Origin of the sequence: Arthrobacter sp. NPDC056691 (genome assembly GCF_042791415.1) — a bacterium.
Classification (GTDB): Bacteria; Actinomycetota; Actinomycetes; order Actinomycetales; family Micrococcaceae; genus Arthrobacter.
In genome coordinates, this window is sequence record NZ_JBHTXX010000030.1 from 27,337 (window position 1) to 51,992 (window position 24,656).

20 protein-coding genes, 2 tRNA genes and 1 riboswitch are annotated in these 24,656 nt (G+C 66.8%); of the genes, 2 read left to right on the top strand and 20 right to left on the bottom strand.

What is annotated here, in order from left to right; translation table 11 throughout:
• Nucleotides 1-94 precede the first annotated feature (94 nt).
• A complete protein-coding gene (gene metE, locus ACFRAU_RS19960; protein ID WP_378001190.1) occupies nt 95-2,437 on the bottom strand; it encodes a 5-methyltetrahydropteroyltriglutamate--homocysteine S-methyltransferase in 2,343 nt (780 codons plus the stop codon).
• 54 nt (nt 2,438-2,491) lie between these two features.
• Nucleotides 2,492-3,457, bottom strand: a complete 966-nt coding sequence (locus ACFRAU_RS19965; protein ID WP_378001191.1) for a methylenetetrahydrofolate reductase — start codon at nt 3,455-3,457, stop codon at nt 2,492-2,494.
• A 692-nt stretch (nt 3,458-4,149) separates the two neighbouring features.
• Between ACFRAU_RS19965 and ACFRAU_RS19970 the strand changes: the two genes are divergently transcribed.
• On the top strand, nt 4,150-5,199 hold the full coding sequence (locus tag ACFRAU_RS19970) for a hypothetical protein (RefSeq protein WP_377997874.1): 1,050 nt from the start codon (nt 4,150-4,152) through the stop codon (nt 5,197-5,199).
• Between the two features lie 92 nt (nt 5,200-5,291).
• A complete protein-coding gene (locus ACFRAU_RS19975; protein ID WP_377997873.1) occupies nt 5,292-5,489 on the top strand; it encodes a hypothetical protein in 198 nt (65 codons plus the stop codon).
• A 37-nt stretch (nt 5,490-5,526) separates the two neighbouring features.
• On the opposite strand, the gene ACFRAU_RS19980 is transcribed toward ACFRAU_RS19975, so the two are convergent.
• The 18 genes from ACFRAU_RS19980 to ACFRAU_RS20065 form a co-directional block, all read right to left on the bottom strand.
• Complete coding sequence (locus ACFRAU_RS19980; RefSeq protein WP_377997872.1) at nt 5,527-6,780, bottom strand: ROK family protein; 1,254 nt, start codon at nt 6,778-6,780, stop codon at nt 5,527-5,529.
• Nucleotides 6,781-6,901: 121 nt separating this feature from the next.
• Nucleotides 6,902-8,050: a class I SAM-dependent methyltransferase gene (locus ACFRAU_RS19985; RefSeq protein ID WP_378001192.1), complete on the bottom strand. Its 1,149-nt coding sequence runs from the start codon at nt 8,048-8,050 to the stop codon at nt 6,902-6,904.
• A 73-nt stretch (nt 8,051-8,123) separates the two neighbouring features.
• Nucleotides 8,124-9,284 carry an NAD(P)-binding domain-containing protein gene (locus ACFRAU_RS19990; RefSeq protein WP_378001193.1) on the bottom strand — a complete coding sequence of 387 codons (1,161 nt, stop codon included), beginning with the start codon at nt 9,282-9,284 and terminating at the stop codon, nt 8,124-8,126.
• 142 nt (nt 9,285-9,426) lie between these two features.
• Nucleotides 9,427-10,014 (bottom strand): hypothetical protein, encoded by a 588-nt coding sequence (locus ACFRAU_RS19995; protein WP_378001194.1) that lies wholly within the window; start codon nt 10,012-10,014, stop codon nt 9,427-9,429.
• Nucleotides 10,015-10,289: 275 nt separating this feature from the next.
• The gene (locus tag ACFRAU_RS20000; protein WP_378001195.1) at nt 10,290-10,814 is read right to left on the bottom strand and encodes a hypothetical protein; all 525 of its coding nucleotides are present in this window, start codon (nt 10,812-10,814) and stop codon (nt 10,290-10,292) included.
• A 139-nt stretch (nt 10,815-10,953) separates the two neighbouring features.
• Nucleotides 10,954-11,029: transfer RNA gene (locus ACFRAU_RS20005), tRNA-Ala, on the bottom strand.
• Nucleotides 11,030-11,218: 189 nt separating this feature from the next.
• A tRNA-Ala gene (locus ACFRAU_RS20010) sits at nt 11,219-11,291 on the bottom strand.
• 134 nt (nt 11,292-11,425) lie between these two features.
• The gene (gene rsfS, locus ACFRAU_RS20015; protein ID WP_377997867.1) at nt 11,426-11,827 is read right to left on the bottom strand and encodes a ribosome silencing factor; all 402 of its coding nucleotides are present in this window, start codon (nt 11,825-11,827) and stop codon (nt 11,426-11,428) included.
• A gap of 48 nt (nt 11,828-11,875) precedes the next feature.
• Nucleotides 11,876-13,255, bottom strand: coding sequence for a hypothetical protein (locus ACFRAU_RS20020; protein ID WP_378001196.1), 1,380 nt, complete (start codon nt 13,253-13,255; stop codon nt 11,876-11,878).
• 7 nt (nt 13,256-13,262) lie between these two features.
• Nucleotides 13,263-13,994, bottom strand: coding sequence for a nicotinate-nucleotide adenylyltransferase (nadD, locus tag ACFRAU_RS20025; protein WP_377997865.1), 732 nt, complete (start codon nt 13,992-13,994; stop codon nt 13,263-13,265).
• Entirely contained in the window at nt 13,933-14,157 is a 225-nt protein-coding gene (locus tag ACFRAU_RS20030) for a hypothetical protein (protein ID WP_377997864.1), read from the bottom strand. The genes nadD and ACFRAU_RS20030 overlap by 62 nt, the downstream gene beginning before the upstream one ends.
• A gap of 80 nt (nt 14,158-14,237) precedes the next feature.
• Nucleotides 14,238-15,587, bottom strand: coding sequence for a glutamate-5-semialdehyde dehydrogenase (locus tag ACFRAU_RS20035; RefSeq protein WP_378001197.1), 1,350 nt, complete (start codon nt 15,585-15,587; stop codon nt 14,238-14,240).
• A gap of 26 nt (nt 15,588-15,613) precedes the next feature.
• A complete protein-coding gene (gene proB / locus ACFRAU_RS20040) occupies nt 15,614-16,711 on the bottom strand; it encodes a glutamate 5-kinase (protein ID WP_377997878.1) in 1,098 nt (365 codons plus the stop codon).
• Nucleotides 16,712-16,775: 64 nt separating this feature from the next.
• Entirely contained in the window at nt 16,776-18,365 is a 1,590-nt protein-coding gene (gene obgE, locus ACFRAU_RS20045) for a GTPase ObgE (protein WP_377997862.1), read from the bottom strand.
• Between the two features lie 117 nt (nt 18,366-18,482).
• Complete coding sequence (rpmA, locus tag ACFRAU_RS20050) at nt 18,483-18,746, bottom strand: 50S ribosomal protein L27 (protein WP_003803426.1); 264 nt, start codon at nt 18,744-18,746, stop codon at nt 18,483-18,485.
• 57 nt (nt 18,747-18,803) lie between these two features.
• Nucleotides 18,804-19,112 carry a 50S ribosomal protein L21 gene (rplU, locus tag ACFRAU_RS20055; protein ID WP_003803420.1) on the bottom strand — a complete coding sequence of 103 codons (309 nt, stop codon included), beginning with the start codon at nt 19,110-19,112 and terminating at the stop codon, nt 18,804-18,806.
• Between the two features lie 327 nt (nt 19,113-19,439).
• Nucleotides 19,440-20,966: a bifunctional hydroxymethylpyrimidine kinase/phosphomethylpyrimidine kinase gene (gene thiD / locus ACFRAU_RS20060; protein ID WP_378001211.1), complete on the bottom strand. Its 1,527-nt coding sequence runs from the start codon at nt 20,964-20,966 to the stop codon at nt 19,440-19,442.
• Between the two features lie 33 nt (nt 20,967-20,999).
• Nucleotides 21,000-21,096, bottom strand: a riboswitch (TPP riboswitch).
• 165 nt (nt 21,097-21,261) lie between these two features.
• Complete coding sequence (locus ACFRAU_RS20065; protein ID WP_378001198.1) at nt 21,262-24,594, bottom strand: Rne/Rng family ribonuclease; 3,333 nt, start codon at nt 24,592-24,594, stop codon at nt 21,262-21,264.
• Nucleotides 24,595-24,656: the final 62 nt, after the last annotated feature.

A 24,656-nucleotide genomic window follows, 5' to 3' on the forward strand; every position in this document is an offset into this window, starting at 1 on the left:
GACGATTTGGTCTGGTAATTGTAAACACTGATTAACTAACGACGGCGCCCGTCACCTTTCGGTGCCGGGCGCCGGTTCGTTCGCACTGCTTTTGCTACTTGGCAGCTTCCAGCAGTTCCGCGCGGACCGTCCTGGTGGCCGCGACCAGGTTGCGCAGGGACTCTTCGGTCTCGGCGTAGCCGCGGGTCTTCAGGCCGCAGTCCGGGTTGACCCAGAGCTGGCGGGACGGAACGTGCTTCACGGCGGTGCTCAGCAGTTCGGTGACTTCCTGCTCGCCCGGAACGCGCGGCGAGTGGATGTCGTACACGCCGGGTCCGACGCCGCGGCCGAAGCCGTGGGACTCGAGGTCATGGACGACCTCCATGCGGGAGCGGGCTGCTTCGATCGAGGTCACGTCGGCGTCCAGGCCGTCGATCGCGTCGATGATCACACCGAACTCGGAGTAGCACAGGTGGGTGTGGATCTGCGTGGCGTCAGCCGCACCGGCGGTGGCCAGACGGAAGGAGTTGACGGACCAGTCCAGGTACGCAGGCTGGTCGGCCTTGCGCAGCGGGAGGAGTTCGCGCAGGGCAGGCTCGTCAACCTGGATGATCTTAATGCCGGCGGCTTCAAGGTCGGCGATTTCGTCGCGCAGGGCCAGGCCAACCTGGTTGGCGGTCTCACCCAGCGGCTGGTCGTCGCGGACGAAGGACCAGGCCAGGATGGTGACCGGGCCGGTGAGCATGCCCTTCATCGGCTTGCTGGTCAGCGACTGGGCGTATTCCGCCCACGCCACCGTGATGGGGGCGCTGCGGGTGACATCGCCCCAGAGGATGGACGGGCGGGTGCAGCGTGAACCGTAGGACTGGACCCAGCCGTGGACCGTGACGTCGAAGCCTTCGAGGTTCTCGGCGAAGTACTGGACCATGTCGTTGCGCTCGGGCTCGCCGTGCACCAGGACGTCGTAGCCGAGCTCTTCCTGCAGGTCGACGACGCGCTTGATCTCGTCCTTCATGAGCTTCTCGTACTGCTCGTTGGTGAGGTCGCCCTTGTTGTTGCGGGCACGGGCCGAACGGATTTCGGACGTCTGCGGGAAGGAGCCGATGGTGGTGGTGGGCAGCGGCGGCAGGTGCAGGGCCTCTTCCTGGGCGGCTTCGCGGACCGCGTACTCGGAGCGGTTGAAGTCGGCCGGGGTCAGGGCGGCGGTGCGGGCGCGGACGTCGGCACGCCGGACACCTTCGGCGGCGGCGCGGGAAGCGATGACGCGGGTGGCCTCGTCGATGGCCGGCTGGACGGCATCGGCGTCGGTCAGCAGACCGGCGAGGGTCACAACTTCCACGGCCTTCTGGTCGGCGAATGCCAGCCAGCTGCGGAGCTGCTCGGACAGCTGGGCCTCTTCCTCGACGTCGTGCGGGACGTGCTGGGTGGAAGTGGAGGTGCTGATGGCCAGCTTGGCCACCGACTTCTGCAGCTCGGCGATCTTGTTGGCCGAGGCCTGCAGGTCATTGCGCCAGATGTTGTGGCCGTCCACGACGCCGGCCACGAGGGTCTTGGTGCCCAGCGCAGCCAGTGCCGCCGCGGAGGGAACCTCACCTTTGAAGACGTCAATGTGCAGGGCGTCGATGCCGGTGGCGGCGAGGGTGCCGAGCTGGCCGTTCAGTGCGCCGTACGGCGTGGAGACGAACAGCTGCGGGCGGCTGGCCGCAACGGCAAGGACCTCGTACGAACGTGCAACGGCAGCCTGGATTTCCTCGGCGGAGGTGTCCTGGTCCACAACCAGGGCAGGCTCGTCCAGCTGGACCCAGCTGGCGCCGGCAGCTGCCAGCTTCCCGAGCAGCGCGGTGTAGACCGGCAGGACGTCCTCGAGGCGGGACAGCGGGCTGAAGCCGGCGGGGGCGTCGTCGGAAGCCTTGCTCAGGAGCAGGAAGGTGACCGGGCCAACGATGTACGGGCGGGTCTCCACGCCGTTGGCGAGGGCGTATTCGAACTCTTCAACGATCCGGTTGGACGTGAGCGCAAAGTTGGTCTCCGGGCCGATTTCCGGCACGAGGTAGTGGTAGTTGGTGTCGAACCACTTGGTCATTTCCAGCGGCTGCTCTTCCTTGTTGCCGCGGGCCAGCGTGAAGTAGCCGTCGATGTCCAGCTGTCCCTCAGCGTTGAGGAGGTTGCCGAAACGGGCGGGAACGGCACCGACGTGGGCGGCGGCGTCGAGCACCTGGTCATAAAAGGAGAACGTGCCCGGAACCGCGGCGGCTTCGGTGAGTCCGAGGCCCTGCAGGCGCTTGGCGGTGCCCAGCTGGATTTCCTTGGCGGCGGCGTCCAGGGCAGCGGCGTCGATCTTGCCGGCCCAGTACGCTTCCACGGCCTTCTTCAGTTCGCGGCGGCGGCCAATGCGCGGGTAGCCGAGGATGGACGCGGACGGGAAGGGCGTGCTCTGCACGGGAGTCTGTTCAGTCATGTGAATTTCCTTGAATCGTTGGGAAAGCTCTGAATGTCTCGGGGAGGAGTGCGGTCAGCTGGCGAGCTGGCGCCGGGCCAGCGCGTTCAGGCGACTCATGGAGCGGGCCGGCCGGGCGAGCGACAGCTTGTCCAGCACCTCCAGCGCGCTCTGGTGCTCGTTGAACGTGTAAATGTGGAGTCCGGGTGCACCGGCGTCCAGGGCCGCGTTGGCCAGATCCACCGTTGCGCTGACGCCGATTTGGAGCCGTTCGGCGTCGGTATCCGCCGCGGCCATCCGCTCGATGAGCTCGGGTGCGGGCTCGACGCCGGTCAGCTCGCCAAGGCGCTTGAGCCTGCGGAGGCTGGTGAGCGGCATGACACCGGGGATGATCGGGATGGTGACGCCGGCCCTGCGGGCCCTGGTGAGGAGGTCCGCATACTGGTCGGTGTGGAAGAACACCTGGGTGATCGCGAAGTCGGCACCTGACCGCTGCTTGGCGAGCAGCACCTCGACGTCATGCGCCTCGCTCGGCGATTCCGGGTGCCGCGTCGGGTAGGCCGCCACACCAACGGCAACCTTTCCGGCGCACAGCAGGGCGGAACGCCGCTGCTCCACCCGGCGGATGAGCTCAATCAGGTCCTGGGCGTAGCGCAGGGAGCCGCTGACCGGTTCGCCGCTGTCCTTGGGCAGGTCCCCGCGGAGCGCGAGGATGCCGCGGACGCCGGCGTCGAGCAGTTCACCGATGATTTCCGCGAGCTCCGTCGGCGTGTTCCCAACACAGGTCAGGTGGGCAAGCGGGCGGAGGGTGGTCTCCAGCACCAGGCGGTTGATGAGTTCGACGGCGGTGTCCCGGTTGGAGCCGCTGGCACCGTAGGTGACCGACACGTAGTCGGGGTCGGTCGCTTCCAGTTCCCGGATGGTGGTCCACAGGGTCTCGGCGGCAGCAGGCGAACGCGGCGGGAACAGCTCATAGGAGAGCGCCACCGGTGCGGTGTCGGAGAGATTTGGGTGTGTGTCTATAAGGCTTGGCGGTGACATTTGCGTCCTTGGCTATGGGCCATTGAAGGCTGCGCTGCGGTGGCGGGAAGCCCCTGCAGCATGCGGTCAATGAATTGAGTTTGGGGAACACGGGACGGACTTCGGCAGGGCGCAGCCGCGACTGTTACGCCTGTAAAGAAGTCCACCGTGAGCAAATGTCAGGCCCACATGGGGGCACCCACACCCTCCTTGGCGGCCGGCAGGCGGCTCACCGCAGCGGAGGATCGCTGACACGTTACCTCGGTAACTTGTAAAGAACTCTAGAAGCCGTCCGGGCACGCCTTCAAGTTGACGCCGAATTAAGACGCTGCTTTACGCCAGATTGGATTGCCCGTTCAGAATTATCTTCGCCCGAGGGGGCCCTGACGGTGTTTGGCCACAGCGAACCGGCCGGGCAAGGCCCCCCGAGGCCCTTTTCAAACCACGGAAATTAGTCCATCCTTTTGTCACGTCGTATCGGATTCGGCAAGGTCTCAGGTTGAGGAGGCTGAATGCTCCTTCTGGTTCTTCCTCGGTGAATCGTCCCGAGAGAACATTATCCGCGCCCATCGCACGGCCTGCGTCGCACCGTCCCGAGATTCGCCCGCTGGCAGGGCGCGGTTTGCCAGCGTTCCGCTGCGGACCGGGCACGGCACTGACGGCGCGGTGGAGTTGCTGGAAGCCAGAAATCCCCACGGCGAAAGGCCATCGAGATGTTCCAGCTTCACAAACCACCGTCCGCCCCGGGCTCCGCCCTCGTGCTCCTCCTGGCGCTGACCACCGTGACATCCTGCGCAGCGCAGAACAACACCGCTCCGCCGGCCACCTCCGGGGCCGCCTCACCGACAGCGACGTCGGCCTCGGCGACTGCTTCGGGCTCGGCCTCTGCCGGCGCGACCGGGACAGCCGGCGCGGACGAGCTCTGCGGTCCGGGGTCCGCGATCAATTTTGACATCTCCCAGTTCCAGCCGTCCCCCAACGTGGACAACAAATGGTTCCCGCTCAAGCCGGGCATGCAGTACAGCACCACGGGAGACGTCAAGAGTGCAGAAGGAGACATTAAACGTACCGTGGTGCATACGGTGACGGGACTGACCAAGGTCATCGACGGGGTAAAGACCCAGGTGATGTGGGACCGGGACTACGCCGGCGACGAGCTCGTGGAATCCGAACTTGCCTTCTTCGCCCAGACCAACAGCGGCACCGTCTGGCTCTTTGGTGAATACCCCGAGGAATATGAAAACGGTAAGTTCACCGGTGCTCCCGCCACCTTCATCCATAGCCTGGATGAGGCACAGGCCGGCATCGCCATGCAGGCAGACCCCCAGACCAGCACGCCCAGTTACGTCCAGGCCCATGCGGCGAGCGTCGACTTCCTGGACTGCGGGCAGGTCTTCAAGCAGAACGACCATGTGTGCGTCCCCACTGGCTGCTATGACGATGTGCTGGTGATTGACGAACGGAACCCGCTGGAACCGGCAGTAGGCCACCAGCGGAAGTTCTACTCGGCTGGAACGGGCCTGGTGAAGGTGACCGCTGTGGGCGGCGACAACCAGGAGACGCTGGAGCTCGCCAAGATCGAACAGCTTACCGATGCCAAGCTGAACGAAATCAACCAGGAGGCGCTCAAGCTGGACACGCATGCCTACCAGGTCAGCAAGACCGTCTACGCGAAGACGGACCAGGCTGAGGTTGCCACCGGAACGTCCGGGCCAGCCAGCAGCCCGGCTACTGATAAGCCGACTGTTCAGCCCGGCTACTGATCAGCCCGAGCGTCCGGACAACGGGGAGGGGGCGCAGGCAGGCCCGCTTGGCCTCCCTCCCCTTGTCGCATGAAGAGGTCTATCCTGATGCCATGATCCAGCTACCAGCCAGTTATGAGGAATACCTCGTCGGCAAGGACCCGAGCTTCGTTGACATGGTCCGTCCGGTTCTTCTTCAGTCGGCAGCGGACCAGCTGCATGGCGTCCGGGTGCTCTTTGTTCCCCGGGGACACCAGGCACACCTCGACGACACGATTCCCTACGGGACGATCCTCGAAGACATCGACTGAGGCTTAGCCTACGGGCGGCCTTGGTCCGCTGGCAGGCTCAGCCCTCAAGAAGCAGCCGCTGGGCCCGGGGCGCAAGGGTGTGCTCAAGGACCAGGCAGGCAGCACCCACGGCTCCCACATCCTGCCCCACGCCTGTGCCCACCACTTCGACCGGGTGGATGTTGCCGGCGTCGCTGCTTTGCTGGATCAGGCCCGGGATCTTCTCCAGGTAGCGTCCGGACAGCAGCGGCCAGAAGGGCCCGCCAAATACCACACGGTCCACGTCCAGGGTGTTGGCCACCGCAGACGCCGCCCGGGCCACGAGTTCAGCGGACTTGTCGATGATGGCCGCCGCTGCACTGTTTCCGGCGTCGGCAGCCTCGCAGAGCATGGCAAACCGTTCCTGGACCGCAGGGCCGCTGGTGGCCGTGCCGGGCTCAGCCAGGATGCCGGCGGCCTGGGCCTGCGCGACGAGGACCTGGGGAATGCACGTGGACTTGACGCAGCCGCGCAGCCCGCAGTCGCAGGGGGCTCCGTCCGGGTCAACGATGATGTGGCCGATCTCGCCGGCGTTGCCCGACGTGCCGCGGACCACCTCGTCATTGAGGACGATGCCGCAGCCGATGCCGGTGCCCATGTACATGAAAACAAAGCTGCCGGCACCGCTGGCCCCGCCGGCCCAGGTTTCGGCGACCGCGGCGCTGGTGACGTCCTTGTCCATCAGCACGGACAGGCCTGTGGCCTCGGCCAGCGCATCCCGCAGCGGCACACTGTCCCAGCCGTCAAGGAGCGGCGGCTCCACCACTGTGCCGTTGTCATGGTCGATGGGGCCGGGAGCCGCGACGCCCAGGCCGGCAATCTTGGCGCGGTCCACGCCCGAGGCCTCGATCAGTTTGTCGATTTCGGCGGCGATGGCGGTAATGACAGCCTCGGGCCGGGAGCTGTCCGGCGTTTTCACGCTCGAATGCTGGACCACTGCGCCCAACAGATCCAGGACGACGAACGTGGCCACGGCAGGGTCCAGGTGCACACCCACCGCATACATGCCGGCGGGATTCAGGCGAAGAATGGTCCGTGGCTTGCCGGGCCCGCTGCCCTCTTTGCCCGCCTCGACAATGAGGTTCTGGTCCAGCAGGCGGCGGGAGATGTTTGAAATGGTTTGCGGGGACAGTCCCACGATCTGGGCCAGTTCCACGCGGCTGAGCCCTGCAGCGGCACGGCGGATCGCATCAAGAATGACAGTCAGGTTGAAGTCGCCCATGCGGGGCAGGTTGGTTCCGCGCCTCGGCGAGGGCTGGCGGATCTCGGTCAAGGATTCCCCTATCATCTGCTGTTGGCCACTATCAATGTCTGAATCGTACGTTACGCCCCGGGTAACGGGTACGCCCCACGCGCACGGCGGCACTGGGTGGTTCGACGGCGGCTGTCGGCGCTCATCCGGCGGCCCGCCTGACGCTGGCGGACACGGTGAATTTGGGATTCCGGCCCCGCACCGTGGTGGGACCAACCAGCCGCTCCAGCGCCGGCACATAGCGAAGGTGGCTGTTGAATACTGTCCAGAGCTGGCCTCCGGGCGCCAGCACCCGGCCCGCCGCTTCGAAGAGCTTCAGCCCCGCGCCGGCGTGGACGCTGGAGCCGAGGTGGAACGGCGGGTTCAGGAGGATCAGGTCCGCGCTTCCGGCCGGAAGGGTGCTCATTGCATCATCCTGGACGGCCGTGATGCTGGCGGCCAGGCCGTTGGCCCGGGCAGTCGCCCTTGCCGAGGCCACAGCGGCCGCGGACCGGTCCGTGGCGATCACCGCGGCTCCGGGGTGCCGGCGCGCATACATTGCTGCCAGGATCCCGGTGCCGCAACCCAGGTCCACGGCCGTGGCGGCGGCGGGGATCTCCGGCAGGAACGACAGCAGGAAGCGGGTTCCAATATCCAGGCGGGTGCCTGCGAAAACGGCACCGTGTGCGCAGATGTCGAGATCGAGTTCGGCGTTGTGTTCCGTCACTGGGTACGGCGGGATTGCCTCCGCCCGTTTCGGGCCGGAGGCAATGAGAAGCCGTGATTTTTGCCGGGCCAGCTGCGGCTGGACCTTACCGAAGTGCTTGCCCAGCACGGCATTCATGCCCAGTGACATGTGCTTGACCCGGCCGCCGGCAATCAGGACGGCGCCTGCAGGAGCGTGCCGGGCAACGGCGTCGCAGATCTCCTCGAGTTCGGCGAGCGTCCTCGGAAGCTGCAGCAGCACCAGGTCCGCGCCGGTCAGCAGTTCGGCGCCGAGCGGCAACGGGGCAAAGCCTGCCGCAACTCCCAGCGCTGCCGCATTGTTGCGGAGCGCCCGCTCCCCCGTAACCAGGTCCTGGTGCACCTTCACCTCGGCCGGCACCTGGCCGGCACCGCCGGCCAGCAGCCCGAGCGTGAGCGCCCCGTAGTTGTCCCCGATGACGGCAACCGTGCTGTCCGGGGTGAGCAGACCCGACGCCGCCTCCAGGAGGAGCGAGTCGGTGGCGTCCCACGCCTGAAGGTTGGCGGCCTCGACATCCGGGTGCCTTCGAAGCAAGCCCAGTACCTGGCCAAGACCGTTTTCAGTCACGTGTTGCCGCCGCCTCTTCCTTGCTTGTTGCCGGTTGCTTACGTTACCGGGGCAGAAATCCGCCTGTGCAAATCTACCGTGGATCCGTCGCGCCCGCGGGGGCCGCCAGGAGTTGGAGGATTTCCGTCACCGCGGCACGGCCTGCGCGGTTTGCGCCGATGGTGGACGACGACGGGCCGTAGCCCACCAGATGCACCCGGGGCTCCGCCGCCACCTGCGTTCCTTCCATGGCGATCCCGCCGCCTGGTCCCCGCAGATGCAGCGGCGCCAGATGTTCCAGTTCGGCACGGAAGCCGGTGGCCCACAGGATCACGTCCTCCGCGAGGAACCCGCCGTCCGCCAGCCGGACGCCGCCGGGTTCTATCGCGGTGAACATCGGCCGCCGGTCCAGCACGCCGCGCGCGGCTGCCGCCCGGAGCGCCGGAGTCCAGATGAGCCCGGTAGCCGCCACGACGCTTTGCGGCGGCAGTCCCTGCCGTACGCGGTCTTCCACGAGGGCGACGGCGGCGTGCCCGGCCTGCCGGTCGAACCCCTCCCGCCATACCGGCTCCCGGCGCGTGAACCAGCTCGTCCAGGTGACCTTGGAGATTTCGTCCAGCAGCCCGACGGCGGAAATCCCGCCGCCCACAACGATGACGTGCAGGCCCCGGAACTCCTCCGCGGACACATAGTCAGCCACATGCAACTGACGGCCCCCGAACGTGAACTGGCCCGGATAGATCGGCCAGAACGGCCTGGTCCAGGTTCCGGTGGCGTTGATGACCGCTCGGGCCGTCCAACCGCCGTCGGACGTGGTGATCTTTAGCCGCCCGCCCGGATCAGCATCTTCGCGTTCGACGGCGAGCACCTTGACGGGCCGTTCCACGGACAGGCCGACCTGCCGTTCGTAGGCGGCGAAGTAGCGGCTGAGGAAGGCGGAACTCGGCTCTGTTGGGTCGACGTCCGGCTGCGGTATTCCGGGAAGGTCGCTGATGCCGTTCACCGTGGCCATCAGCAGGCTTTTCCAGCGGTGGCGCCACGCTCCGCCGGGCCCGTCCTCGGCGTCCAGCACCGCGTAGGTCCGTCCCGGACCGGCTGCCGTCGCTGGCTGCTCCACGTCCGCCGGCTGTTCTCGGGCCGGGGCGGGGGTAAAGCCACGGCGGGCCAGGTGGAAGGCGGCAGAGAGACCTGCCTGCCCGGCGCCGATGACCACGACGTCGGCGTTCCGGGTCGTGTCACCGCCCAAAAGTGTCACCGCTCAAAAGTGCCGCTCCCCCGGCTCGTTATCCGCTCCACGTGTACATCCTAGGCGCCGTCCGGCCCAGGCACATGGAGGTCCTCCTGGACGCCAAGGTGCAGGAGGACCTTCCGGGCTGTTGGGTTGGTTGTCTCGTTTCTCAGTCGTCGCTGCCGTGGCCGCCGCTGCCACCGCTGTCGTCGCCGGGCTCAGCGGCCTTCCGGTCCCCGCCCTTGTCGTCGCCGGCCTCGGGAGTCGTCCGCAGTCCACCGTGGTCGTCACCGGGTTCCGCAACCCGTGCCTGGTCTGAGCGGAGACCGCCGTTGTCGTCGCCGGGCTCCGGGGTGGTCCGGAGGCCTCCCTTGTCGTCACCCGGTTCAACGGAGGCCGAACCGCTGCCGACGGGATTCTCCGCCGGCGCTGCCGCGGTTCCGCCGTTGTCGTCGCCGGACTCTGTGGCGGTTCGCTGGCCTCCCTTGTCGTCACCCGCTTCGGCAGGCTTGGACGACTTCTTGGCCGCTGATGCCTTCTTGTCGTCGGCTTGTGTGTCATCAGTTGTCTTTGCAGTGGCCGTGCCGGAGCCAACGGCGGGGGTTCTGGTGGCCGAGTCGTCCGTTACGAGGACGCTCGGCGCGTCATCACTGGTACCCGCGCCCGAGTTGCTCAGCGTCTGGGTGGCGGCGAAGGCGGTACCTCCGGTGAGGAGGATGCCGGCGATGGATAGTGCAAGGGCTGCTTTTGTTTTCATGGCTCCACAGTAGAAATTCGACGTCGAGGATGGGTGCAGAGGAAATCCAAGACTTGTCCAAGGTTGCCCTCGCGGTTTTCCCTATCCCGAACCGCCCTCCCGGGCCCCACCAGTCAGGCAGGAGAGTGAAGGCACGACAGGGCAGGCCGGTACGACAGGGCAGGCAGGGCGCAGGGAACTGTGCGCAGGAAAGGGTGCATTAGCAGCAGCAAACGCAGGCCCGACGCCGCTGATCCGCCGTCAGTGATCAGCCGCCGGTGTTCCGTCGCCGGTGTTCAGTCGTCGGCGCCGTGGCCGCCGCTGTCATCGCCTGGCTCCGGCGCCTTGCGGAGTCCGCCCTTGTCGTCTCCGGGCCCAGCAGGGACCACGCCGCCCGTGGCAGGGGCGGGTTGAACGGTCACCGCTCCGCCGGCCGACCCGCCGCCGGGGCCCGATGACGACGGTGCAGTTGCGGAACCGCCGACAGTCCCGGGCGCAGTTGCCGGGGCGGACTTCGCCGGATTGGCTTTGGCCGCATTTGATGCCGTTGCACCGGATTGTGCGGAGCCGGGCCTTGCGGGGCTGGATTTCGCCAGAGTGGCCGTTTTCTGTGCGCCGGCCGGCGCGCCTGTCGCAGGTGGCGAGGCCTTCGGACCCGCGGTGGTGCCAGGAGGCACGGAACCGTTCGGCAGGAGGACTACGTTGGCGTTTCCGGTGCCGGTGGGCGAAACGCTGAGCACCTGTGTATTGACGGCAAGGGCCGCCGAGCCCGCTGCGAGTATCCCTGCAACGGACAGCACCAGGGCCGCTCCCGTTTTCATGGCTCCACTCTAGAGGCAAAGCGGGAAAGACGTGCCCAATGAATATCCAAGATTCGTCAAAGATTCGCGGCACCGGCAGCGCGGGCTTTAACGGAAAAAGCCGCCGGGTCATGGTTTGTTCCATGATCCGGCGGCTACTTGGTGGAGCTGAGGGGACTCGAACCCCTGACCCCCTGCATGCCATGCAGGTGCGCTACCAGCTGCGCCACAGCCCCAAGCCGTTCCTCCGGAATCTTTGCGATTTCCCGAAGCAACCCGACCAGCGTAGTCCAGAAACCGCCAAGATGCGAATCGACGCCATGTGGCGTCCGTCACGTTCCCGGCGGGCCGGAAAAGCCGGCTGAATGCTGCTTTCGGGCAAACAAAAATCCGCCGGAATCTAACGATTCCGGCGGATTATCCGGTGGAGCTGAGGGGACTCGAACCCCTGACCCCCTGCATGCCATGCAGGTGCGCTACCAGCTGCGCCACAGCCCCGTATTCTTGCTGCTTCGGACCTTCAGCTCAGGGCCGTTGGAATCCGTTCTTTTGTCCGGATCTCTCCGAAGCAACTCAAATATCTTAGAACAGCGTTTCCGAAAATTCCAAATCGGGCATATTCGGTCGCTGGCCTACTCCTGCTCGGCGGCAGCACCGGCCTTTGCCGAGGCGTCGTCTCCCAGCTGCAGATCCACTACCGGGCAGTCCTTCCAGAGACGCTCCAGGGCATAGAAGACGCGGTCCTCCTCGTGCTGAACGTGGATGACGACGTCGGCGTAGTCGAGCAGGACCCAGCGGCCGGCAGAACGGCCTTCCCGGCGGACCGGGCGGAGGTCCTGCTTGATGAGTTCCTCCTCAATGCCGTCGACGATGGCGTTGACCTGGCGTTCGCTGGGTGCCGAGGCAATGAGGAACACGTCCGCCAAGGCCAGGCGTTCGCTGACGTCGAGGGCGACGATGTTTTGGGCGATCTTGTCCGCCGCGGCCCTGGCTGCGTGCCGGGCTATGGTGACGGACGATTCGGATGCGGTCACGGGACTCCTTGTGGTGATGAAAAGCGTAGGTGGTGGGACTGAATGAAGTCAGCGTGAAAGGCCGCTGATGATCATGATGACGCCGGCAACGAGGGCGATGGCGCCGAGCGCCAGGACGCCGAGCTGGATCAGCCGCAGCCGGTTGGCCCGGGCGAGTCCGGCCGTCGCTGCGTCCAGGGGTTCCAGCCCGTAGGCGGACTTGGCAGACACCGGCGGCAGAGCAGTGACGTCTTCGCCGGACTCTTCGGTCCAGGCATTTTGGCGGCTGCTGGCCGGAGGCGCAGCTGCCGAGCGCGCCGCGGCTTCCGCCCGGGCGATGACCCGCGACCGCCCGCTGGACGGCGCGCCCGAGCGGGACGCCTTGGCGGCCCTGTTGCCCCGGGCCGGGACACGCGGTCCGGGGTTGGTCACCAGGGGAACATGCGAGGTGGCCGGCCGCTTCATGACGGGGCGGTCGACGCCGGGCACCTGTTCAAATTCCAGCGGCGTCACCATGGCGAGATTGCTGGCGGTGGACGGACCATTCTGTCCGCTCTGCTGCGGCGTGTTTTGTTCAGCAAGCTTCTGCTTGGCCATGGCCCGCTTGTTGAGCACGGCGGCCCGCTCGGCCAAGGCAATCTGCTGGGCCAGGATTTCAGGATCTACGGCTTCAGGGTCGGTCGCCGCGATGTGCTCCATCTTGGCGATCTGATTCTTAGCCTGTTCCGCGAGGAGGGCACGCGCCTCCAGGGCCTGCTCCACCGTCATGCCCTCGGGCAGCTCGTCCCCCGCCGGCGTCGCGGGCCGTGGTCCGGGACCGCTGGAGGGCTGACCGGCCAACTTGGATCCAGTGGTCGTAGTCGGCTTGCCAGCCGTACCGGGCGAAGAGTCAGGCGAAGAAGCGGGCGATTTCCCGGTGGAGGCACCGCCGTCGGCCGGCTGCACAACGGGCATTGCCGAAGTAACGGCCTGTTCCTTGAGTTGCATCAGCCGCAGCTGGCGGCGCGTGGGCGGACCACCGCCGGCAAGCTGCTCTTCCTTTTCGGCAAGCTCCTTGATGGTCCGCAGGGCCGCCCTGTCGCGGGCACGGATTTGTGACGAGCGCTCAGCGGCTGAACCGGCCGGAGCGGAGTCAACGGGGCCCGGCGCTACCCGGCGCACGCGCCCGGTGGCATCTTCCTGCCCGCTGTCTGCGGCGACACGCGAAGCGTCAGTCTTGTCCGCGCCTACGGAAGCGGACGCCCCGGGGCTTGCCGCGGCCTGGCCCGCGGGGGCCGGACGCTTCGAAGCAGGCGGATTTGAGGCGGGACCTTTTGAAGCAGGTGGTTTCGAGGCAGGGGCTGACTCGCCGGCACCCGGAGGGGCGGCGTTCCGGTTCGTGGCCGAGGCTTCATCCCGGGCCTTGCGCAGTTCCCGGCGGCTGCGGATCGGTTGCTGTTCCTGACTCATCTCAAACTCATTCAGTGCTGGCTGGATCGTTTGTCTCGGTAGTTTCGGAGCTGCTGTTCCCGGCCGGTGCGGCGTAGAGCCCGTATTTAGCGATGTACTGCACCACACCATCCGGCACCAGGTACCAGACGGGGTTGTGGGCGGCAACGCGGGCGCGGCAGTCGGTTGAGGAGATCGCCATCGCGGGGACCTCGAGCAGGCTGACGTCCTTGCGGCCCATGCCGTCGAGTTCATGGCCCGGCCTGGTAACTCCCACGAAGTGGGCCAGGGACCACAGCTCGTCGATGTTCTTCCACGACAGAATTTGCGCCAGGGCGTCAGCGCCGGTGATGAAGAACAGGTCGGCATCGGGCCGTTGGGTCCGCAGGTCGCGGAGGGTGTCGATGGTGTACGTGGGGCCGGGACGGTCCACATCCACGCGGCTGACGGTAAACCGGGGGTTCGACGCCGTGGCAATCACCGTCATCAAATAACGGTGTTCGGGCTCACTGACCTTCTTGCTGGACTTCTGCCACGGCTGGCCGGTGGGCACGAACACGACTTCATCGAGTCCGAACTTGGCAGCCACCTCGCTGGCGGCCACAAGGTGGCCGTGATGGATGGGGTCGAACGTTCCGCCCATCACGCCCAGCCGCAGCCGGCGCTGCGTATCCTTGTGGTGCAGTGCGGCGGAAATCTTAGTGGCCCTGGCCGTGGTCGTGCTTGTTGGGGTGCTGGCGGTGCGGGTCTGCGTGCTCATCAACTGCGGTGTGGCGCTTGCCCAGGTTGCCGTAGGAGAGGGTGACGAACATCAGCACCACGAAGATGGAAAACATCGAGAGGCCGAAGACCCATGGCTCGGCCCACAGGGGCGCCCTCTCCTCGTGTTCGGCAACTGACGCGGCAATCTGCTGGAGCAGCATTTTCTCCCCTAGGAATAAAAAGGATGACGACGGCGGAAATTCCCGCCGGTCCGGACTTCTTTACTAATGTTACCGCTATGTCAGGAGCGGACTTGGCCCTCGCCCTGGACAATCCACTTCGTGGTTGTCAGCTCGGTTAGGCCCATCGGTCCGCGGGCGTGAAGCTTCTGCGTGGAGATGCCCACCTCGGCACCCAGGCCCAGCTCGCCGCCGTCGGTAAACCGCGTGGACGCGTTCACGATGACTGCAGCGGAATCGATTTCCGCGATGAAGCGCTCAGCGTTTCGCAGGTCGTTGGTCAGGATGGCTTCGGTGTGACCCGTCGACCATGTCCGGATGTGCTTCACGGCGTCGTCCAGGCTGTCCACCATGGCCACGGCCAGGTCCAGGTCCATGTACTCGGTGGCCCAGTCGTCATCAGTGGCCGGCAGGGACTCAACTGATGCGGGGAGCGCTGCCCGAACGCGGTCATCGGCGTGCAGCCTGACGCCCGCCTTGGTCAGTGCCGCCGCGACGGCTGGGAGGACTGTGGAGCCGGAGTGCACCAGCAGCGTCTCCACCGTGTTGCACACGCTGGGGCGCTGTGTCTTGGCGTTGAGGAGGATCTCCACCGCCATGTCTTCACTGGCTGACTCGTCGATGAAGATGTGGACATTGCCCTCGCCGGTCTCGATGACCGGCACGGAGGAGTTGTTGACGACGGTCTGGATCAGTTCCCGGCCGCCGCGGGGAATCAGCACGTCGACGCGCCCGCGGGCACGCATGAGCACGTTGGCGCCCTCGCGGCCGTACTGGTCCACGGTCTGCACGGCATCCGCCGGCAGGCCCACTGATTCCAGTGCATCGCGCAGCACGCGGATAAGTGCCTCATTGGTGGAGGCTGCCGCCGAACCGCCGCGGAGAATCACGGCGTTGCCGCTCTTGAGCGCCAAGCCGGCGATGTCCACTGTTACGTTGGGACGGGCCTCGTAAATGGCAGCCACAACGCCCATGGGGACGTTGACCTGGCGCAGGCGCAGGCCGTTGGGAAGGGTCTGTCCGCGCACCACATTGCCCACGGGATCGGGCAGCCCGGCCAGGTTCTCCAGGGCGGCGGCGAGGGCGGCAATGCGGGTGTCGCTGAGGGTCAGCCGGTCCAGGAGGGCGGCAGAGGTGCCGTTGGCGCGGCCCGCTTCCACGTCTTTGGTGTTGGCGGCGAGGATCTGCTGCCTGTTCGCGAGCAGGGCGCTGCCGATGGCGCGCAGGGCCTTGTCCTTCCAGGCCCGGTTGGCGCGGCCCATGCTGCGGGCGGCCTGGCGGGAACGGTCGGCGATCGCGTAGACGGCCGCCTCGACGTCAGCCGGGGTGGGCTGGCTGTCTGCCGGCAGGGTGGGGACCGTCGTAGCGTCGTTGGATGTCTCAGCTGCTTGGTTCATCAGTGCCTCAGTCATCATTCAAGTCTAGGCGAGTCCGGCGCCTAGACCAGAACCAGGTCGTCAACGTGAACAACTTCACGGTCGAACCCGCGGCCCAGGGCCTCGCCCAGCTCCACGGTGGACCGTCCGAGCATCTGCGGCAGTTCCGCCGCGGAGTAGTTCACCAGGCCCCGGGCGACGACGGTACCGTCCGGGGAGACCATTTCGACGGCGTCACCGCTTTCGAAGCTGCCGTCGACGGAGGTGATGCCGGCGGGCAGGAGCGAGGTGTGGTTGTCCCGCACGGCCCGGACGGCGCCGGCGTCAAGGAACAGCCGGCCCTGAACGTGGGCCAAATGGGCGAGCCACATCATCCGGACGGACTTGCGTGCGCCGTTAACGGTGAACCAGGTTCCAACGTCATCACCGGCCAGCGCCGCTGCGGCGTTCGAGGTGGACGTGACGAGCGCCGGGATGCCCGAATCCGCGGCCATGAGGGCCGCCTCCACCTTGGTCTGCATGCCGCCGGTGCCCACGCCGGCCTTGCCGGTCTTGCCGATGGAGACGCCGTCGAGGTCTTCCGGACCGTCCACTTGGGGAATCCGCTTGGCGCCCTGGGCGGGCGGGCCGTCATACAGGGAGTCGACGTCGGACAGCAGCACCAGCGCGTCGGCGCGCACAAGGTGCGCCACGAGGGCTGACAGGCGGTCGTTGTCGCCGAAACGGATCTTGTGGGTGGCGACGGTGTCGTTCTCGTTGACGACTGGTACGACGCCGAGATTCAGGAGCCGGTTGAGGGCACGGAATGCATTCTGGTGGTGGCTGCGCCGCATGAGGTCGTCGGCGGTGAGGAGCACCTGGCTGACCGTGACGCCGTGGGCGGCAAAGGCGTGCGTGTACCGTGCCATCAGCAGGCCCTGCCCCACGCTGGCCGCGGCCTGCTGCGTGGCGAGGTCCCGGGGACGCTTGGCCAGGCCCAGGGGCGCGAGACCGGCCGAAATGGCACCGGAAGAAACGAGGATGATCTCGGTTCCCGCATTGCACTTGGCGGCCAGCACATCCGAAAGCCCGGTGAGCGCCTCCTCCGATATTCCGCCCTTGATGCTGGTAAGGGACGACGATCCTACTTTGACCACAATGCGGCGCGCCCTGGCGAGCATGCTGCGGTCGTCGATCTTGGGTTCCTCTATAACAACTGCGGAAGTATCGGTCACGTGTGCGGGTTCACTCCTCATGTTCGGTGTTAAGTCCGCTCTCCTTGAGGGGCCGGGCAGCCCGGCGCGCGCTGACGGACTCGGTCCAGATGCCGGCTTTGCGTTCGGCTTCCAGCTCGGCCCGCGCCGCTGCCTTCGCGTCGCGGCGTTCGATCTGCTCTTCGCGCTTCTGGCTGCGGGTAGGACGGTCTCCGATATCTGCGAACCGGACGTCCGTGCCGCGCGGCGAAGCCAGCAGCTCGGCACCAGCCATCATGGTCGGCTCCCAGTCGAACACCACGCCGTCGTCCTCACCGATCACCACGGTGTCGCCGGGCTTGGCGCCCTGCTTGAACAGCTCGGTTTCGACTCCAAGCTTGGCCAGGCGGTCGGCAAGGTAGCCAATGGCTTCCTCGTTGGTGAAGTCCGTCTGCTTGACCCAGCGCACGGGCTTCTCGCCCAGAACGCGGAACAGCGGCTCCAGGTTTTTCTCCTCGCGGCGGATCCGGAAACCGGTCTCGTTGACGGCGCGGGGCCGAAGTACCGGTGCGTGCACCTTCGGTGGCGTGGCTTCCACGCTGTCGCGGGCAGCCTTGACGATCTCTGCCATGGCGAAGCCAAGCTGGCGCAGGCCCTCGTGGCTCGTGGCTGAAATTTCGAAGACACGGTAGCCGCGGGACTCCAGCTCCGGCCGGACGAACTCGGCCATGTCCTTGCCGTCCGGCAGGTCCACCTTGTTCAGTGCCACCAGCCGGGGCCGGTGATTGAGCGGAACAACTTCGCCGTTCGTACCAGCGTAGCTCGAGTCCACCGCGTACTTTTCGAGCTCGGTTTCGATAATTGCGAGGTCGGAGAGCGGATCTCGGTCAGATTCCAGCGTACCGCAGTCCAAAACGTGCACCAAAGCCGCGCAGCGCTCGACGTGGCGGAGGAAGTTGTGGCCCAGGCCCTTGCCTTCGCTGGCGCCCTCGATGAGTCCCGGAACGTCGGCAATGGTGAAGCGGACGTCGCCGGCCTGGACCACGCCAAGGTTCGGGATGAGAGTAGTGAAGGGGTAGTCGGCGATCTTCGGGCGGGCGGCAGACATGGCCGCGATCAGGCTCGACTTGCCGGCGGAGGGGAAACCCACCAGGGCAATGTCGGCGATCGACTTCAGCTCCAGGACAATGTCACTGGCGTCACCCTCGATCCCGAGCAGCGCGAAGCCTGGCGCCCGGCGCTTCTGCGAAGACAGCGCCGCGTTGCCCAGGCCGCCCAGGCCGCCGGAGGCCGCGATGAACTCAGTGCCTTCGCCGACGAGGTCAGCCAGGACCTTACCGTCCTTGGTCTTGACGACCGTACCTTCCGGAACGGGCAGGACCAGCGTTTCGCCGTTCTTGCCGCCGCGCCAGTCGCCCATGCCGGGGCCGCCGTTCGTGGCGTGCCGGTGCGGGGCGTGGTGGTAGTCCAACAGCGTGGTGGTCTGTGCGTCGACGCGCAGGATGACGTCGCCCCCGTCGCCGCCGTTGCCGCCGTCGGGCCCGCCGAGCGGCTTGAACTTCTCACGGTGAACGGAGACACAGCCGTGGCCGCCGGTACCGCCGGATACGTGCAGTACTACCCGGTCTACAAAGCTCGCCACGTGAATCTCCTCTATTGCTTAATCCGGCCGTCCTGGACGTCCAAATCGATTGTAATGCGGTTAAAAGAACAGTGGAGCGAGCCATCATGGCCCGCTCCACCGGTTCAGAACTTGTTGTTACTCTGCAGCTGCAGCAGCAACGATGTTGACGACCCGACGGCCGCGGCGTGTGCCGAATTCAACGGCACCTGCCTGCAGAGCGAACAGGGTGTCGTCGCCGCCACGGCCAACGCCCGCACCGGGGTGGAAGTGGGTGCCGCGCTGGCGGACGATGATTTCGCCAGCGGAAACTACCTGGCCGCCGAAGCGCTTGACGCCGAGGTACTGGGCGTTGGAGTCACGACCGTTGCGAGTGGAGCTCGCGCCTTTTTTGTGTGCCATTTGAAATGCCTGCCTTTAATTCTGAGACTGCGGGGAACCTGGTCAGTAACCGGTGGGTTACTTGATGCCGGTGATCTTGACCTTGGTCAGTTCCTGACGGTGACCCTGGCGCTTCTTGTAACCGGTCTTGTTCTTGAACTTCTGGATGACGATCTTCGGACCACGGAGGTCCTGGAGGATCTCAGCCGTAACAGTTACCTTGGCCAGGTCCGCAGCTGCGGAGGTGACCTTGTCACCGTCCACCAGGAGCAGTGCGGGCAGCTCAATGGTGCTGCCAGCTCCACCGGCGACGCGGTTCAGGGTAACGAAGTCTCCAACGGAAACCTTCTCTTGGCGGCCGCCTGCGCGGACAATCGCGTACACCACTTGGGAACTCACTTCTCTCGACGTTTATTACTAAATTTGCGTGCGGAACCCGGGTCCGGAAATTGGCCTGGTTCTCGCTGTGCCTCAACGCCGTGGATTGCCCGGGGGAACCCGTGAGCTATCCCAGGAATTAGTCCGAGTGGACGATCCCGGGTCATAACCCAAGTGTTGGCGTAAGCACCGAAGATCCAGAATACGCTAATTCCGTCGTCGGCCGCAAATGAGGCTGGCACCGGCGGGTCGTCCGTGATAGCCACCACAGGGGCGCTGTTCCGGACATCCAATGCCGTGCGCGACTATCTTACCGGGCTCGGACCCCGCTTCCGTTCAGCTGTGTCGGCTCGGCGCGTCGAAGAATTCCGCCTCGTACCGGCAGGACTGCCGGAATGCGGTAATCATCGCTTCGCGCTCCCCCGCGGACGCGGTCCGGCCAGCGCCGTCGGCGATTTCGATGGCCTGCAGCGTGGCGGCAGCGAACTCCTCGTCGGCGTACGTCCGCAGCCACTCGGCGTACGGGTGCCCGGCCTGCGCCCCGGCAGCCAGGTATTCGGCGTGCAGGGTCTCCCCCACCTCGGCGTACAGCCAGAAGCAAGGAAGGACCGCGGCGACCAGCACCGCGTAGCTGCCGCCCGCGGAGGCCGCCAGCAGATGATCGACGTAGGACTTCGTGACGGGGCCCAACTCCGTCTGCACGGCGCGCGTGCTGAGCCAGTTGCGGTGCAGTTCCGATTCAACCTCCAGACATTGCTGGGCGGAGCGCGCCCAGAACAGCTGCTCGGACTCGGTTGGTGCCAGCGCGCTGGCCCTGGCCAGGACGCGGGAGTAGCCGTTGAGGTAGATGGCATCCTGTGCGAGGTAGTACGCGAATTCCTTCTCCGCCAGGGTGCCGTCGGCCAGGCCACGGATGAAGCCGAGGCCATAGATGGCGTCCAGGTCTGCAACAGTCTCTGCGCGCAGCAGTTCCGCGAACCCGCCCTGAGGTTCGGGCTGGGCCAGGTGGTGGAAGTGGTTGATCGGCCCGTTGCCGGTGCCGACTTCAAGCTGCCCGGACGTGCGGAGGGCTCCGGCCAGCCAGGGCTTGACCGCCCGCAGTGCCGCTTCCCAGTCGCCCAGCCGAGCCTGAGCCGTGGCCATGGCCGAGGACAGCGAGCACCCGGTGCCGTGGCTGTTGCGCGTGCTGATCCGCTCGCCGGCAACCTCCACCACCTCCGCCGACAGCAGCCCGGCAGTATTCACGAGGGCATCCGGGCAGGTTGAGCCGTTCAGGTGGCCGCCCTTGACGAGGACCGTGGCACCGGTCTGCTCCGCCAGCCGCCTGCCCTGCTCCAGGGCGGCTGCCCAGTCCTCGGCTTCCGGTTCCCCGAGCAGCATGGCAAGTTCGGGAAGGTTGGGGGTGATCAGATGCGCCAGCGGCAACAATCTCCGGAGGGCTGCTTCCGCAGCCTCCTGAAGGAGGCGGTCACCGCTGGTGGCCACCATCACCGGATCCAGAACCACGACGCCGGGCCGCACCTCTTCGAGCCAGCTGCGGACTGCGGCAATCACCTGTTCATCGCCCAGCATGCCGATCTTCACGGCGTCCACGTGGATGTCGTCGCTGACAGCCTCAAGTTGCGCTGACAGGAAGGAAGCCGGTGGAACGTGCACGCCCCGCACGCCGGTGGTGTTCTGGGCGGTGAGGGCGGTTATTGCGGCCATCCCGTAGCCGCCGTGGGCCGCGATGCTTTTCAGGTCGGCCTGGATGCCTGCACCGCCGGACGGATCCGACCCGGCGATGGCGAGGACCCGGGGAACCTCGCGGGACGTCGGAACGGCCGCCGGCACGGTTTCCCGGAGTGAGTCGGCGCCAGCCACGGGTGCGGGCAGGAGTGATGCTGATGACAGTGCTGATGACAAGGAGGACATCCCTTCGCCGGTGCTAACCGGACAGGTTCAACGGGTTTGGATCTCAGCCGGCCCGTGCGCGGCACCCCGTGTCAGTCCTCCAGCCTAGCGGTTGGACCGGCGTCGGGCATCGAATTTGACGTTTGCGACAGGCTCTCTCGGGCGCCTAGCCAAAAGGTCCGGCACCGCAACCGCGGTGCCGGACCTTTAGCCATGGGCTCGGCGTCAGTCAGCTCGGAGCCGGTCAGCCCGGAGCCCGTTTGTCCTACAGTTCCGAGGCCGGTACTCCGACGCCCAAAATGATCGGTTCGCTGGCCGGCTGCGAAGCCGCCGGAGCCGCCGGCGCGTTGGCCGCCGCAGGCGCCTTGGCCTCGTGCGAGTGCCCGGCGGCAGCAGCCGGCGAAACTTCGTGGTGTTCCACGGATGTCTCGTTGGCTGCACCCTGGGCACGGCTGGCACTGCGGTTGCGGCGCGGCCGTCGGGCGCGGGACGGAGCAGCGGGGCTTTCCACAGGCTGGCCTGCGGCGGGCTGGCTTGCCGACTGCTGCTGCCCTTCCTGGACGCGGGCCGGCGCGGGAACCTCCCCGGGCGCCTCCTCCTCGGGGGCAACGGGGGCACCGAGGTGGGCGAAGGCTTCCTCCAGGCGGTCCAGCGTCAGGGCCGGCGCTTCCTTGACCGGCTCGTCGCTGTGATCGACAAACGGAAGAACCACTTTTTCGCCACCGAACGTGAGCACTGCGCCAGGCCGTCCGGAGACGCTCTCCGTCTCCGGAGTGCGGTGCACCACGGGGCTTTCCGGTGCAGCGGCCGCGGGCGCGGCAGGCCGGGCAGCCTCACCCGCCGCCGCGGCGCTGTGCGCTGCGTCCTCATGCAAGTGCGCGGCATGGGCCGCTGCCGCGATATTGGCGAGGGCAGCACGGGTCGCTTCAGCCTTGGCGTGGCGTTCTGCTTCCGACGGCTCCGGGTGGTGCGGTGCAGCAGGGGCGGCCGGAGCTGTCTCGGAGGACGGCTGCCCGCCCTTGCCGCGGCGGCGCTTCCGCTCTGTCCGGGCAGGCGGCTGGACCTCGGCACGGTGTACATGGTGCTCTGCGGCCACGGTGTTGGCGCGGCGGTGCTCCACCGGCTCGTCATGGGTGACGACACCCCGCCCGGCACATGCCTCGCACTGCTCGCCGAAGACCTCCAGGAGCCCGGTGCCCATCCGCTTGCGCGTCATCTGCACGAGTCCCAGCGATGTCACTTCGGCCACCTGGTGCTTGGTCCGGTCACGGCCCAGGCACTCCACCAGCCGCCGCAGGACCAGGTCGCGGTTGGACTCCAGCACCATGTCGATGAAGTCGATGACGATGATGCCGCCGATGTCGCGTAGGCGCAGCTGCCGGACAACTTCCTCGGCTGCTTCAAGGTTGTTCTTGGTGACAGTCTCTTCGAGGTTGCCGCCGCTGCCGGTGAACTTGCCGGTGTTGACGTCGACCACCGTCATGGCTTCGGTCCGGTCAATGACGAGGGAGCCGCCGGACGGCAGGAATACCTTGCGGTCCAGTGCCTTGTGGATCTGCTCGTCGATGCGCCAGGCGGAGAAGATATCCTCGTCCCTGGTCCACTTTTCGAGCCGGCCCACCAGGTCCGGGGCAACGTAGGTGACGTAAGCCTCGATGGTGTCCCACGCTTCGTCGCCGGAGACGATCAGCTTGGAGAAGTCCTCGTTGAAGACGTCGCGCACAACCTTGATGGTCAGGTCCGGTTCGCCGTAGAGCACTTCCGGGGCAAGGACCTTGGTGGACGTCGCCTGGCTCTCAATGCCCTCCCACTGGGCACGGAGGCGATTGATGTCGTGGGTCAGCTCCTCCTCGGAGGCGCCTTCGGCGGCCGTGCGAACAATGACGCCCGCGTCCTCGGGGAGGCGGTCCTTGAGAATGCGCTTGAGGCGGTTGCGTTCGACGTCGGGCAGCTTGCGGGAGATGCCCGTCATGGATCCGCCGGGGACGTACACGAGGTACCGGCCGGGCAGCGAGATCTGGCTGGTCAGCCGCGCACCCTTGTGGCCCACCGGATCCTTCGTGACCTGGACCAGCACGGAGTCGCCGGACTTGAGCGCGTTCTCGATCCGGCGCTGCTTGCCCTCGAGGGTGGCTGCGTCCCAGTTGACTTCACCGGCGTAAAGCACCGCGTTGCGGCCGCGTCCGATGTCGACGAAGGCAGCTTCCATGGACGGCAGGACGTTCTGGACCTTGCCCAGATAGACGTTGCCGATCAGGGAATCCTGCTGCGTCTTGGAGACGAAATGCTCGGCGAGGACGCCGTCTTCCAGGACACCGATCTGGATTCTGTCGTCGCGCTGGCGGACGATCATCTGGCGGTCCACGGATTCCCGCCGGGCCAGGAACTCGGCCTCGGTAATGACGGTGCGGCGGCGGCCGGTGTCCCGCGATTCGCGGCGGCGCTGCTTCTTGGCCTCCAGGCGGGTGGATCCCTTGACGCTGGTCACGCGGTTGCTCGCCGGCGCCTCGCTGATGGCCCGGGGGGCGCGGACGCGGGTGACCGTGTTGGGGGGATCGTCTTCTCCCCCGCCGGTCAGTTCCAGGTCCTGGTCACCGCGGCGGCGGCGACGGCGACGGCGGGACGTCACGCCGTCCTCCGGCTGCCCACCTTCGTCTTCGAGGGCCTCGTCGGAATCGTCCGTTCCCTCATCGCCGTCCGTGATCTCGCGGTCGGTCCGGCTGCGGCCGCGGCGTCCGCGGCTGCGCCTGCGGCGCCGGCCGCCGTCGTCCTCAATCTCGTCCTCGCCCTCCTCGGCGGCCGCCTCCTCTTTGGCGGGAGCCGCAGGACGGACGGCTGTGCTCAGGTCAGGCGCCTGGAAGATGATCGACGTCACTGATGCCGGTTCCAGGAACAGCGAACCCAGGGGCGACTGCCCGGCGGCCTCGTCTTCAGCCTCTTCCTCGGCGGCGGCTTCCTGTGCAGCGGCTCCCTGTTCAGCGGCTTCCTGTGCAGCCGCCGGTTCGGCGGGGGCTGCTTCGGATGCAGGTGCCGGGGCAGCGGCGGCCTCGGCGGGCGTTTCGGCCTGCCCGCCGGACGGCAGTTCGCTGGCCGTTACGGCAGCGGGCGCCTCTACAGTTTCCGGTGACTCAGCGGGGCTTTCGGCCGGTTCGGTGGCTTTCGGCTTTGTTGCCCGGCGGCGGCGCACAGGCTTGGATTCGGCGGCCGGCGCCTCGGCTGCGGGCGCCTCGGCGGCCGGCTCAGTGGCGGCAGCCTCCGCGTCAGCTTCCGGCACATCGCCTTCCGCCACGGCGGCTTCCGCAAACGCGGGGAGCGGTTCTTCGGCGACCTTCTTCCGGGCGCGGGTCCGGCGGACCGGGGCCTTGGCCGGTGCTTCTGCGGTTTCGGCGGCCGGCTCCGGCACTGCGGCTTCGGGCACGGCGGTTTCAGGCACAGCGGTTTCAGGCACTGCGCCTTCAGACGTCAGTGGCTCCGTGTCCGCTTCCTTAACCTTGGGCGCGGCCTTGCGCCGGGTCCTGGTGGCTTTCTTGGGAGCCTCGGCGGTTTCGCCGGCGGCAGCCGAATCTTCATTAACGGCTATAACCTGGTCATTATCCATATGTGGCAACACTCCTGCCCCTGACGTGCCGCCACATTCGGCACCCATTGGGGCACATATTG